General features: G+C 68.6%; 9 protein-coding genes and 2 pseudogenes. 4 read left to right on the top strand and 7 right to left on the bottom strand.

Going from position 1 to position 13292, the window contains the following annotated elements; all coding sequences use genetic code 11:
* Both AQJ27_RS55120 and AQJ27_RS43450 read right to left on the bottom strand, forming a co-directional pair.
* Positions 1-129 (bottom strand): annotated as a pseudogene (locus AQJ27_RS55120) (DNA-directed RNA polymerase subunit alpha); the annotation flags it as partial.
* A 326-nt stretch (positions 130-455) separates the two neighbouring features.
* Positions 456-2503 (bottom strand): annotated as a pseudogene (locus AQJ27_RS43450) (diflavin oxidoreductase); the annotation flags it as partial.
* A 698-nt stretch (positions 2504-3201) separates the two neighbouring features.
* Between AQJ27_RS43450 and AQJ27_RS53410 the strand changes: the two are divergent.
* A complete protein-coding gene (locus tag AQJ27_RS53410) occupies positions 3202-3696 on the top strand; it encodes a hypothetical protein (RefSeq protein WP_235613835.1) in 495 nt (164 codons plus the stop codon).
* A 510-nt stretch (positions 3697-4206) separates the two neighbouring features.
* Positions 4207-4932: a peptidylprolyl isomerase gene (locus AQJ27_RS43445; protein ID WP_067382079.1), complete on the top strand. Its 726-nt coding sequence runs from the start codon at positions 4207-4209 to the stop codon at positions 4930-4932.
* Positions 4933-5061: 129 nt separating this feature from the next.
* Here the strand turns inward: AQJ27_RS43445 and AQJ27_RS59395 are convergent, their stop codons facing one another.
* The 4 genes from AQJ27_RS59395 to AQJ27_RS43425 form a co-directional block, all read right to left on the bottom strand.
* Entirely contained in the window at positions 5062-6144 is a 1083-nt protein-coding gene (locus tag AQJ27_RS59395) for a hypothetical protein (RefSeq protein ID WP_235613834.1), read from the bottom strand.
* A gap of 453 nt (positions 6145-6597) precedes the next feature.
* On the bottom strand, positions 6598-7020 hold the full coding sequence (locus tag AQJ27_RS53405) for an Ig-like domain-containing protein (protein WP_268814618.1): 423 nt from the start codon (positions 7018-7020) through the stop codon (positions 6598-6600).
* Positions 7021-7287: 267 nt separating this feature from the next.
* A complete protein-coding gene (locus AQJ27_RS43430; protein ID WP_067382076.1) occupies positions 7288-8340 on the bottom strand; it encodes an IPT/TIG domain-containing protein in 1053 nt (350 codons plus the stop codon).
* A 273-nt stretch (positions 8341-8613) separates the two neighbouring features.
* Positions 8614-9357, bottom strand: coding sequence for an IPT/TIG domain-containing protein (locus tag AQJ27_RS43425; RefSeq protein WP_067382073.1), 744 nt, complete (start codon positions 9355-9357; stop codon positions 8614-8616).
* Positions 9358-10038: 681 nt separating this feature from the next.
* Between AQJ27_RS43425 and AQJ27_RS59390 the strand changes: the two genes are divergently transcribed.
* Entirely contained in the window at positions 10039-11355 is a 1317-nt protein-coding gene (locus AQJ27_RS59390; RefSeq protein WP_067382070.1) for an ice-binding family protein, read from the top strand.
* A gap of 395 nt (positions 11356-11750) precedes the next feature.
* Complete coding sequence (locus AQJ27_RS59380) at positions 11751-12545, top strand: GMC oxidoreductase (RefSeq protein ID WP_067382067.1); 795 nt, start codon at positions 11751-11753, stop codon at positions 12543-12545.
* Positions 12546-12576: 31 nt separating this feature from the next.
* Here the strand turns inward: AQJ27_RS59380 and AQJ27_RS43410 are convergent, their stop codons facing one another.
* A complete protein-coding gene (locus AQJ27_RS43410; RefSeq protein WP_079065702.1) occupies positions 12577-13260 on the bottom strand; it encodes a PaaI family thioesterase in 684 nt (227 codons plus the stop codon).
* Between the last annotated feature and the right edge of the window lie 32 nt (positions 13261-13292).

The following is a 13292-nucleotide window of genomic DNA, read 5'->3' as shown; positions in this document are numbered from 1 at the left end:
GAGGAGGGTCCGGCGAAGGGAGTTGCCGAGGGTGTAGCCGAAGCCCGGCTCCAGCGGCTCGATCACGAACCGGGAGCGGAATTCGTCGACGACCTCTTCGGTCAGGGACGGACGCTGAGCGATCAGCACGTGGTGTTGCCTCCAGTGGTTTGGCGCCCGCTTTGGGACGCTGTAGTCACCACGAAGGGTACGGGCGATACGGGTCCATCGGCCTCGGAAGAGGCCCAACCGCCCGACTCCGGCCCAGCGAGGAGGCTTCGGGCCTCTCTTCCGCCCGCCGCCCCCACGGCCGTTTCTGCTTTGCCCGCGCCCGGCTCTCGGGCGTGCAGGACGGCCAGACAGGCATGCACGGCCATGGCCACGTTACGTTGCACGCGGCCAATAGCGTCCGTTCTACGCTCCCTTCCTCCGGGCCACGCCGTCGCGACCCGCTGCGCCCACCGCATGCCGTGCTGTCAGTAGACGTCGCGGACGTAGCGCTTGTCCGCGGACAGGCGGCTGCTTCGTCGGGGCTCAGGCCGCCGTGGGTGGTGGCGATGTCCTTGAGGGCCTGGTCCACGTCTTTGGCCATGCGCGCCGCGTCGCCGCATACGTAGAAGTGGGCGCCGTCCTGGAGCCACTGCCACAGGCGGGGGCCGTGTTCGCGCATCCGGTCCTGGACGTAGATCTTGTTGCGCTGGTCGCGGGAGAAGGCGAGGTCGAGGCGGTCGAGGTGGCCGGATGCCTGGTACGCCTCCAGGTCCTGGCGGTAGTAGAAGTCGGTGGCTTCGCGCTGTTCGCCGAAGAAGAGCCAGTTGGGGCCGGTGTGGCCGCGGGCCTGGCGGTCTTCGAGGAAGCCGACGAAGGGGGCCACGCCGGTTCCGGGGCCGACCATGATCATGGGGGTGGCGGGGTCGGCGGGCGGGCGGAAGTGCGGGGAGCGCTGGATGAAGACCTGGACCGGGCCGTCGTCGGCGTGGTCGGCGAGGTAGGTGGAGCACACGCCCTTGCGGTCGCGGCCGAGGTTGTTGGTGTAGCGGACGACGGAGACGGTGAGGTGGACCTCGCCGGGGTGGGCGAGCGGGCTGGAGGCGATGGAGTACAGGCGGGGCTGGAGGCGCTTGAGGACTCCGGTCCACTCCGTGGACGAGGCGCGGACGGGGAATTCGGCGATGACGTCGGCGGCCTGGCGGCCTCGGCTCCACTTCGCGAGGGCGTCCTTGTTGTCCGTGCGTAGCTGGCGTTTCAGGTCGTGGCTTCCGGTGCGGTCCGCTGTGAACTTGAGCAGGTCGGTGGTGATGCGGGCGATGTCCAGCCGGGTGCGCAGAGCTTCTTCGAGGGGGAGGGGCGCGCCGTCGCCGAGGTCGACCGGCCCGTCGGGGTCGAGTCCAGTGAGGGCGAGCCATTCGGCGACGAGCGGGGCGCCGTTGGCCGGCCACACACCGAGCGCGTCACCGGCGTCGTAGGCGAGTTCGCCGTCGCGGGTGTCGAAGGCGAATTGCCGGACCTCCTTCTGGGAACCAGGCAGGCTCAGCAGCCTGTTGCCGACGAGCAGGGTGGAGAACGGCGATGCCTTGGTGAAGCCGGCCGGTGCTGGCGCGGGTGGCGGGGCGGTAACGGCCGGGGTGGTGGTGACGGCGGGTTCGGGGACCGCCGTCTCGACCGCGCCCGCTGGAACAGGCTGCCGGTCATCTGCTGTGGCCAGTGCTGTGACGACCTGGCCGAGCCACTGCTCGGCGGTTTCCTCGAAGTCGGGTTCGCTGTCGGTGCGGGGGAGGAGGCGGGTGGCGCCGAGGGCGTCGAAGCGTTCGTCGAGCCGGCGGCCGTGGCCGCAGAAGTCGTCGTAGTTGGAGTCACCGAAGCCGAGGACCGCGTACCGGATTCCCTCCAGCCGTGCGGAGTCCGGGTCGGACAGCGTCTGCCAGAAGCCGGCGCCGTTGTCGGGGGCGTCGCCGTCGCCGAAGGTACTGGTGACGAGGAGTACGTCGGCCTCGGAGGTCAGCTGTGCCGGGGACGCGTCCGCCATGGCCAGCAGTTCGGGGGTGCGGCCTGCGGCCGGGGTGAGGTGTGTGGCGGCGCTGGCGGCGAACTCCTCGGCGTTGCCGGTCTGCGAGGCCCACAGGATGACCAGGCGGCGGGTCGGCACGGTCGGTTCGACTGCGGGCGCGCCGCTCTGCGCGGGCACAAGGGAGGGGGCGGTGGGTGCGGCGGTGCGGGAGAACGGTCCGGCGAGCACGCCGTCGACCCATAGGGCGTGGCCCGGGTCGAAAGGTGCGCCCGGCGGCAGGACGGGGACGCGTCCGTCGGGCGGGGTCACAGCGAGACCGGAAAGGTAGCCGGAGAGGTAGCTGCGCTCCGGTTCGGCCAGGGGTGCGGGGGCGAGGTCGGGGATGCCGAACAGCGAGGCGAGCGCGCGGACAGCCGTGTCCGCCGGGGCGGCTGCGGCGTTGGCTACGGGGCGGCGACTTCGGCCCGAACGTGCGACTCGAACAAGAACGCGTGCGGTTCCACCTGCTTGAGGACGCCCTCAACGAGCTTCGCTAGGCGTTGAGCAGCCCTTGGCTGGGCTGTCGGTGTTGAAGGAGGAGCCGGCGGGTCCGGCGGCCAGGGCGGGCGTCGAGAGTGCAGTCGCGGTCGACACCTGCAGCGTGCGGGCGTACGGGTTTGGCACTCGCGCAGATGGTAGGTCGGAGTCTGCCCTGTGGTCCCGGTCCTGGTGTCCTCGGCCTCGATGGCGTTCGCGGAGAGGGCGACGTCGCAGACATCCAGTGAGAAGGGCTCGCCAACGCGCATTCCCTCCCGCAGCAGCGCCCATAGTCGAACCCTCCTGGCTGCGCCTGCGCTTCGTCCGACCGCGGGGCAACTTCTGCTACTACTCGCGGAGTTGAGGCAGACCCCCCTTTTCGGAACGCATGTTCGAAGTAGATGATGAGCGGGTCGTGCCAAATCGGGCGACGGACCGCTTCAGATCGCGAGAATGTACAAACTCGCGAAGGCCCGTGAATACCACCGCCCGGACAACGGTTTCAGGCCGTGCCGGGGCAGTAAATCGGCCAAGGCCTTACACGGGCCCGGAGTAATGCCACATTAGGGCCGGAAGGGGAGAGGGTGAACTTTTGGGGTGCTCGGGCCGCGTCGTTTGTGGTGCTACTCGGGCTTGGCTTGTTGCTTGGCCTGGCAGGGCCTATCGCTGAGCATTGGGGCGGCCGTCCAGGTGCGGCCGTGGGCGCCGTTTTCAGCGGTGGGTGGCCGTGGGCCTGTTACGCGTTTCTGGTGGGTTATTTCCGCCGGTCCAAAATCGAATCGGTTGTTCTCGCGCCTCTGGGGCTGGCTATCGGTGTCGTGACCTACTACCTGACCAAGGGATACCTGGCCTCCCTGGGTGGACTGGATTCCTCAGGTGCGGGATCATCCGGAATTGCCCTCTGGGGTGTGCTGGCATTCTTCTTCGGAGCACCTCTTGGGCTCCTGGGGAACCTCGCACAGGTGCCGGGCATCGGCGGCCTGTTCTTCCGGTTGCTTGTTCCCCTGGTGGCTTTTTATGAGACTTCCATGCGTCTGGAGACGGAGTCGCGCGGGCCGAGTCAGGTTGTTCTGGGTGCCTGGACCGCCGTTCGGTTCACGGCTGTTGCCGTTGCGGTCGCTCTGGTGGGCCACACGGTCTGGGGTTGGTGGAGGTCTCGCCGTATTCGTTCCGCCGGGGTGGGCGTTGGCTAGTGTCTCGTGATCCTGTTCATGTCAGTTCGAGCGGACTTGATGACAGCTTGCCGGGGCCCTGGGGTAAGACCCGTCGCGAAATCGTCCGTTGCCTCAAGCGCTATGCGGCCCGGGAGGCTTCCACCTGGTCAGATGGCTACAGTCAGGACCCCGCTCATAGGGGCTGTGATGCGTGACTTCCCCCGGAGTGACCCGAGATGACGGCAGCGGCACCGTCAGTCTCGACAGCGGCACCCCGGTGAGATCGCCTCATGCGCACGGCAGCGTTCGGTGGGGGCCTCTGCGTGGACTGGGGAGGCCGCTCGACCGGGTTCGGGGAGCATCCGTCGTACACCGGGTGGACGCCCTGATCGGCCAGCCGACGCTGTGCTGCATCCGAACGAAGTGGCCAGCGGCCGCGGGCCGAAGGCTGGGAGGTGGATTTGGCTTGCGGGCGGGTTCTCGCCCGCCGGGCCGCGCTTTAGGCTGCGACCGCTCCGAAATCTGGCGATCTTTTGGAGGGTGTGCAGGATGAACCGAGCTCTCATGACCGCATTGGCGGCAACAGCGTTGGTCGTGTCCGGGGGCAGCACCACCGCCTCCGCTTACGATGCCCCGCCGCGAACCACGCACGGTCCTTGCCAGTACACCCAGACCCCGGACGAGCCGGCGGCGCGGCGGGTTCCCCTGCCGCCCGACCCGCGGCACACCCCCAGTCACGGCACGGTCGGTATGGCTGTCCGGACCAGCCAGGGCCCGCTCCCGCTGAGTCTGGACCGGGCGAAGGCGCCGTGCACGGTCCAGAGCTTCGTGCACCTGGCGCGGCACCGGTTCTACGACCGTACGGTGTGCCATCGGCTGACGGCGTATCCGACGCTGAAGGTCCTGCAGTGTGGCGACCCGACCGGCACTGGCGAGGGTGGGCCGGGGTACGCGTACAAGGACGAGCTGCCGGTGGACCTGCCGCCGGCACCGAGCGATCCGACCGGCGTCCGTCGCCTTTACGGGCGCGGTTTGCTGGCGATGGCCAACGCCGGGCCGAACACGAACGGTTCGCAGTTCTTCGTCGTCTACGGCAACTCCGCGCTGCGACCGGACTACACGGTGTTCGGCACTGTCGGTGCCGCCGGCCTGAAGACGCTCGACAAGATCGCGGCTGGCGGTATCGAGCCAACTTCGCAGGACCCGGCGCCTGTCGACGGCATGCCCGTGCTGCGGACCGAGCTGCTCAGCGTCCGGCCGTCCTGCCGGCCCTGATGAACTGTGGTGCGGTCACCGTGGGTCCAGCTATGTGCCTGGTCTCACGGTGATGTGAAGTAGCCGTTGCTGAACGCCTCGTGCTACAACTCGCTGTGACGCTGGGCGGGCCGTCGGGCGGGTGGCGCGTCAGGGGCCGTAGGGGCTCCAGTGCCCGAGGAAGGGCTTCAGGTCGTCGGCTCGCGGCTCGGGGATGTCGGGCAACTGGGGCGGAGTTTCCAGGGGGTCGAGACGCTCCACGGTGTCCGCTGCCCAGCTGATCCATGCTTCGGCTTCGGTTCTCGCCTTCCCCGGCGGCATGGCCTCGATTCGCGTGCGCACGGCGCTCACATATTCGGTCAGTCGGGTGGCGTGGCGCCATGCCGCTTCCTGGGCTTCGAGGTGCCTGACGCGGTACGCCTCCGCGTACCGGAGGCGAGCCCCCGCCATGACAGCTTCCCAGCGGACGCGCTTCTGGTGTGCCGCTTCGATTTCGTCGAGACGTCTGCGTTCTGCGGCTTCGCCGCGGAGGGCGACCTCCTGCGCGATCTCGGCGAGCTGCTCTTCGAGGGAGCGTCCGAGAGTGTCGGCCCATTCGCTCGCCCGGTGCGGTTGGCCACCGCTAAGGACGAAGCGGAGACGCTCGGACGGGGTGTAGTCGAAGCGGGGGATCCTGACCCAGGAGTACTTCTTCGCCTCGGTGAGTTCCGTCTCGGTGGCGACGTGCTCCGTCCGGTCCTGCTCCTGGAGCACGAGGAACCCCACGGTCTGTCCCTGCGCGGTGATGGTGAAGTGGGGAGATGCCCTGCGCCGGCGATGAGACGGGGGTGCGAAGCCAGTCTGTCCTGCCGAACTGGAGTGTCCGTCGTTCTCGGCGGCGGCGATCAGCGCCTGGATGAGTCGGAGAGCACGCCCTTGGACTGGCTTGGTCAGGCCCAGCGGCTGACGTTCGTTCTGCATGGCCCGAACCACGGGGAGCGGCCGCACGAGCCGCGAGGGCACGGGGACGGGTTCGAGGACGGCAAGACGCCAGGCGGGGATGTCGACGAGCTCGATCTCGTACCCGCCACGGCACCAGCCCCCGTACAGCTCCTTCGTCTCCGGGATCCTTCCGGACCTGCGGGCAGCGGCGATACGGGACGGCCAGTTTACGGAATCCGGCCCGCTTCCGTTCTTGACGATCCGGCCGCCCGCCTCCGCGAGCTCTTGCAGCAGCTGCTCCGTGAACGTCACGCGAGGCTGCGGGGGAGAGCTTGGCTTTCGCACGGAGGCCGGAGTTTCCTGCGCGCGGTTGGACGGGGGTTGCGGAGTGGCGGCCTGGGTCTTCTGCGAGCGTGAACCGCGGGGAGGGTACGTGCCGTGCGCCAGATAGTGCTGGCCGACGCTTGTCAGGGCGACACTCCACTGCCCGCCCTTCTTTGGCGTAGCGGTTCCACATTCCTGTGCGGCTGGATCCGTCCTGGGTACCGCCGCCCCGTGTCCGATACCGCGGCCGGCGTCCACCCGCCGTCCCGCATGGCTAGGCGTGGGTGGACGCCGGCTACCGCGCCACAGCCATCAACCACGGCGCTCGCCTTGGCTCGACGTTCAGTCCGTCCAACGCCCGCCGGGAGTACGCGGGTTCACGATCATTCCGAGACGGTGGGCGGTCGAACGCGGCATCGGGTGGCTCTTGCCCGAGGACCCTCAGATCCCGCGGTGGATATTGATCTCGTTGTGGATGTCGCCGACGTTGAAGTTGATGAGGCCGCCGCAGGCGAGGAGGCAGAGCCCATTCGGAGGCGTGGGTACCGACGCTGCTGAAATCACTACCGTCGTCTCGGCGTGTGAGGCGCCGCAGTCGTCGTTGCCGTTGTAGGTGGCTGTGATCGTGTGTGCGCCGACGGTGGACAGGCGGGCTGTGAACACGGCTGCCCCAGCGGTGACGGGCACGGTGTCCAGAATGTCTCCGCCGTCGAAGAACGTCACGCCGAGTCCGCCGGTGGGATTGACAGCGCAGGTCACCGTCGCGGTCAGGTTCACCGGTTGTCCGACTGTCGCGGCCGAAGGTGACGCCTGGACCGTGGTCGTCGACGACCCTGCCGCTGCTGCCGGTGAGGCCAGGGCCACTAAGGCGGTCAGGGCGGCGACGGTGACCAGATTCCAGCCTGCCCGGTCTTTCCAACGTGTCACTGTTCCCACTCCTTGATCGATCGCTAGCCGAGGCTTGCGCGCTGCTCGGGAGTGACACAGTAAGGCGCAAATATCCGCATTATGTGACAAATCTTCGCGATCGGTTGATGTGGTCAAGGAGGTTCCCCCGGATGGGCGGGCCTGGCCATCCGCATCGCCCCAAGCGGGTCGGCCCGCTCCTGAGCACGATCCGGGGCGGCACGTCTAGATCGCAGGAGGTGACACACGCGTGTACGTGCGGGAGTTGCTGATGCCGCCGGCCGTGGTGACGTTGACGGAGACGGGCCCCGCCGGTCCCGCCGGTGCGAGCGCGACGACGGTGGTGTCGGACAGCACGGTGAAGGCGGCGGGTGTGGCGCCGAAGGAGACGGTGCCTGTCGTGGTCAGAGCGCTCCCGGTGAGGGTGACGCCGGCCCCTGTGTCGGTCGGCCCCTGGGCCGGGGAGAGGACGCTGAGCACCGGTGCCGCCACGTAGGTGTAGATCACGGTGTTGCTGGTCCCGCCCGGTGCGGTCACGGTGACGGAGACCGCTCCTGTTCCGGCGGGCGCGACGGCGGTGATCTGTGTGGCGGAGTTGACGGTGTAGGTGGTGGCGGCGTTGCTGCCGAAGGTGACCGCGGTGGCTCCGGTCAGGCCGGTGCCCGTGAGAGTGACGGTGGTGCCGCCCGAGACCGGGCCCTGGTTGGGAGAGACGCTGATGAGGGAGGGGGCGTTCAGGTAGAAGAAGTAGACGGGACCGGTGGTACCGCCAATGGTGGTGACGGTGACGGGGACTGCTCCTGTTCCGGCGGGCGCGACGGCGGTGATCTGGGTGGCGGAGTTGACGGTGTAGGTGGTGGCGGCGTTGCTGCCGAAGGTGACCGCGGTGGCTCCGGTCAGGCCGGTACCCGTGAGGATGACGGTGGTGCCGCCCGAGGCCGGACCCTGGTTGGGAGAGACGGTGGTGAGGGTCGGGGTGGCCGCGTAGGTGTAGGTGACCGAATTGCTCGTCCCGCCTGGGGACCTCACGGTGACCGGGACGGCGCCGGTGCCGGGCGGTGTCACTGCGGTGATCTTCGCCGCGGTGTCGACCGTGTAGCTGAGGGCGAGGTTGGTGCCGAAGTTGACCGCGGTCGCTCCGGTGAAACTGCTGCCGTTCAACGTGACCGTGCTGCTGCCTGCCGAGGGCCCTGTGCTGGGGATGACCGAACTGAGGACGGGTGCGGCGGCTGCGACGCTCGGCCGTACCGCCTGCGCCGCGAGATCACTGTTTTCCACGGTGTCTCCGTATGGTGTGGCTCCGCCCCAAGGAGGGCGGGAGACTACTGATCGGATTCGCCCGCCTCCACCCGTCACGCGGGCTCCAGCCGGGCCGAGAAGAACGCTCGCAGTCGGGTCAGGGCGTGGCGACCGGTCGGACGGGTAGGGCCCCCGGCCCGGGATGACTTCCGGGCCGGGGGCTTGGGAGACGGGCACGGCACCCCGCGGGGTCGGCGCATCCGCTCCGGACAGGACAACTGCCGTCGGCGGTGGCCGGACCCTTGAGGGGGGTCAGATGCCGGGCCCGGCGACGTAGGTGAACGCGCCCACGGCGGTCGCGCTGCCGGCGTCGTTGGTCACGACGACGTCGACGGCACCGGCCGTCCCGGGAGGCGTGACGGCCGACACCGCGGTGTCGGAGATCACGGTGAAGGGCGCCGGGGCTCCGCCGAAGGTGACGGCGGTGGTGCTGGTGAGGCCGGTGCCGGCCACGGTCACGGTCGTGCCGCCCGTCGTCGGTCCCTCAGCAGGGGTGACCGTCGTCACCGTCGGGGCGGCGACGTAGGTGTACGAGAGCCCGTTGTTGGTGCCGCCTGCCGTGGTGACGCTGACTCCCACAGAGCCTGCGGCACCGGCCGGTGCGGCGACCGTGATCTGGCCGTCGGACACGACCGTGGGGACCGCGGAGTTGGCGCCGAAGGCGACGCTGGTGGCGGTGGACAGGCCGGTGCCGTTGATGGTGACGGTTCCGCCGCCCGCCGTCGACCCGGAGGTCGGGCTGAGGGACTGCTTGAACGGCGCCCCGACGTAGTAGAAGGGGATGGGGTTGCTCGTCCCTCCCGGAGTGGTCACGGTGACGCCGACCGCTCCGTTGCCGGAGGGGGAGATGGCGGTGACCTGGGTGGGCGAGACGTTGGTGACGGCGGTGGCGGACCGGGTGCCGAAGCGCACCGCGGTGGTGCCGCTGAGGCCGGTGCCGGTGATGGTGACGAGTGTGCCGCCCCCACTTGATCCTTGGTTCGGGCTGATAGGCATGAGCGATTCCTCCTCGCCCGCAATGCGGTACATTGCGAGTAGTGATGTGGACGTTCGGATTCGCGTACGTCTCGAGTGGTTGCGAGTCGGCTCTCGTGTCCACTGGCCAAGTGGTAATTCGGTGGCCCTGCTGTGATGCTCGGGCCAGGCGGTGTCGGCCGCCTGCCTGATATGCAGGGCCATTGAAGAGCACCGTTGGTCCGACGTCGGCCGACGCCGGATCAGCGATTCGCTCGCACACCATTCGAAAGTTCGCTCATCCGTCGAAACGAACAGTGCGAGTAACCCATTCGAGTGGCCTTATGCGCAAGGCATTTGACAGGACGCGAGCCATTCGAATGAGCGCACAGAGGTGAAATGCGGCGCATTAACGGTGCATATGTGAATAGCTTTTAGTATTTTTGTATTATCCGCGAAGCTGGAATTGAACAGACTTCTCCATGCCGTATCCGGTCGATGGTTTCGGCACTGCCGCTCGGGGTGTATCACCATTTCCACCCCCTGACCGCCAGACCTCCTCTTTCGGGTGAATTAGCTCCCCGGTCATTGCCGCGGTCACCCGCCAGTGGGCTACTTCGCGTAACGAACAGCCTTCGGGTAACGAACGGCTGTGGTGGTCGGCGGAGAGGTCGGCTCGAAACGCTCCCCATTCGTCGACCTGATGGATTCAAGGAGTCCCCTATGGCGGTCTCACCGAATCAGGGATCCACCGGCGGGGGCGATGCGGTGACCCTCACCGGCAGCCACTTCACCAACACCATCGGCGTGCGTTACGGCTCCCGCCAGGCCGCGAGCTTCACGGTCGTCAGCGACACCAGCACCGCCACCGTCACCCCCTCCGGTCACGGCCCCGTGCCCGTCTCCGTGACGACCCCCGGAGGAACGGGAGTTGTCGGCACCTTCTACTACCTGCCGCCGCCCTCCTTCCGCCTCATCCCGCCTCCCGCGGGCCCCCTGGCAGGCGGCAACACAGTGACCCTCACGGGCCTCGGCCTCTACACCACGAGCGAGGTCCGATTCGGTACGCAGGCAGCCGAATTCACCGGCGACTCCGACGGCCAACTCACCGTGACAGTTCCTGCGGCGGCTTCCACGGGCCCGGTCGCGGTCACCGTACGCACCAGGGGCGGAATCGCCGGCGGAGTCGCCTACACCTATCTCGGCTCGCCTTCCCTCACCGTCGTCACCCTCGACTCGGGACCGGTGGACGGCGGCAACCTCGTGGTCATCACCGGGACCGCGTTCTCCTACACCACCAGCGTCACCTTCGGCGGCACACCCGCCCTCTCCTATCGGATCGCCTCGGACACCGAGATCGACGCCCTGGTACCCGCCGGGGCACTCGGCTCGGCCGATGTCTCCGTCACCACCCTCGGCGGCACCGCCACCGCCTCGGGCGCCTACACGTATCTGGGACGCTTCGCGGTGCTGGGCGGCCAGTCCGTCACCAACACCGGACCCACCAGCGTCACCGGAGACCTCGGAGTGAGCCCGGGAGTGTCCATTACCGGATTCCCGCCCGGCCAGGTGAACGGAACCATCCACACCGCCGATGCGGACGCCCTTCAGGCCCACGCCGATCTGGCCGCGACGTACGACAACGCCGCCGGCCGGATCCCGGACGCCGGCATCTCCGGAGACCTCGGCGGCCTGACACTGACTCCCGGCGTCTACAACGCCACCTCTTCCATCGGGCTCACCGGCGCACTCACGCTGGATGCCCAGGGCAACCGCAACGCCGAATGGATCTTCCAGATCGGGTCGACCCTGACCACGGCAACAGCAAGCGGCGTGCTCCTCACCAATGGCGCCACAGCCCGCAACGTCATCTGGCAGATCGGAAGTTCAGCCACTCTGGGCACCGACACCGCCTTCGCCGGCAGGATCCTGGCCGCGACATCGATCACTGTGAATGCCGGTGCGACCGTCAACGGCCAGACCCTGGCCCGCGACGGCTCCGTAGCCCTGGACACCAACACCGTCACCCGCCCCTGGTGAGCCAACCCGCCATGCCCGCCCACCCGCACATCAGTTCTCCCCAAGCTCGTCACAAACACCAGGGGGAGGGGGAGTCCGGTGCGGCAGGTCTTGGTGTGGGAAGGTCCACGCGCTGAGCGGGAGGGATGGGTGTTGCGCTTCTCTGGAGGGCGAGTCAGCCTGGGGTAGCTGAGGCGGAAGTGCTCGATGCGGCTTCGGCCCGGTGCCGTCGAACGCTGTCGACGGACTGCGGCTCAACACCGGCGTCAGCTACCTGCGGGCCGCTCTCAACCGCCCGAACCTGACCGTCGTCGGCAACAGCCGGGTGCTCAGGGTGGGCATCAGCAGCGGCCGTGCCACCGGAGTGCTCGTCGACCACGGCGGACGGCATACCATTTTTCGACGCTGGCGAAGTCGTGCTCTGCGCCGGGTCCTTCGTCACCCCGCACCTGTTGCACCTGTCGGGCATCGGACCGCGCACAGACTTTGAACGCCTGGGTCTGCCCGTGCTCAAGGACGCCCCCGCCGTCGGCGCCCGCTTCAGCGACCACCCCCAGGTGTTACTGGAATGGGCCCCGCGGAAGGACCTGGGCGAACCCACCGACTCCTGGCTGGGCGGCTGCCTGCGCCTGTCCTCCTGCGACGGCGCCTACGAGGGTGACCTGGAAGTCCTCCAGTCCCTGACCCCCATGGCAGCGCTGGTCGGCGGAACGGTGACGGTCCCGGGCGTCCCACTGGCTTTCCTGGTGTCCGCCCAGACACCCCGGCGGACCGGCAGGCTAGGCCTCCGGTCCGCCGACCCCGCGAGGCCTCCACGCATCGACTACGGCTACCTGCGGGCACCCGAGGACCGGCGCCGCCTGCGTGAAGGCGTCCGTACCGCAGTGGCGTTGACCGACACCCGCGCCTTCGGCGAGGTCTCCCGTGCTCTCCTCGGTCCCGACCCCGGAACACTCGCCAACGACCGTGACCTGGACGCGTGGATCGCGGGCCACCTGGGAACCGCTCACCACACCTGCGGCACCGCACCGATAGGACCGGCCGACGACCCCGCCACGATCGTCGACCAGTACGGCAGGGTCCATGGCATAGCCGGACTCCGTGTGGCCGACACGTCAATTCTTCCGGATGCCCCCTTGCGCGGCCCGGCGGCTACGGCCGTACTCATCGGCGAACTCATCTCCCATGCCATGCGCCACGACCTGCGCTGAGCTGATCAGTGGTGTGTGACGTGGGCAGCACTCAACGGACATGCGGGAACAGGGCACGGGTGCGGCCGGGGTCGGGTGAGACGAAGACGCCGTCTGCGGTGACCGCGACGGCCGACGGATCCTCCTCGGTGCTGATCGAGCCGTCCACGAAGATTTCGCGGCCCTCTGTGCCCGTGACCCGGGCGTAGACCCGCAGGGGTGCCTCCAGGGGGACGGGTCGGCGGTAGCGCACCTGCAGGGAGACCGTCATGCCGGGCAAGCCGGCGGCGGCGCAGGCCCAACCCATGAGTTCGTCCAGCAGCATGGCGCTCATGCCGCCGTGCCCGTAGCCGGGCGGTCCTTCGTGGGCGATACCGAGGGTGCAGCGGCCCACGACGCCACCACTGTCCGCAGTCACCTGCATGGGTGGAGCGAGGGGACTGCCGGTTCCTGTGACGGGGCTGTACATCCGTACCCCTCCGGGGAACTCGTCCACGGCCGGGATCTCCGCTCGGGTACGTCGTCGGCCGGTCAACTGCCCCGTGATGCGGCGGACTTCGTCCGTCATTTGGTGCAGGACTTCGGTCGGGGCCGCGGTGCGTACGGTGGCGTCCACCAGGGCCCGCAGTTCGTGGCCGAGAGCGGCGATCGCGGCCCGTTGGTGGTCCAGGTCCTCTCCTGTCGTTCCTGCGGTGTCGGGGTTCGTCGCCGGGGATTCTGTCGGTACTACGTTCATCGGGTTTCTCGGTCGGGGTGTTGTCGCCGTGG

Origin of the sequence: Streptomyces olivochromogenes (assembly GCF_001514115.1) — a bacterium.
GTDB classification, from domain to species: Bacteria; Actinomycetota; Actinomycetes; order Streptomycetales; family Streptomycetaceae; genus Streptomyces; species Streptomyces olivochromogenes.
The sequence above is the reverse complement of the archived record's forward strand: the minus strand, read 5'-3'. Positions and strand labels throughout refer to the sequence as shown.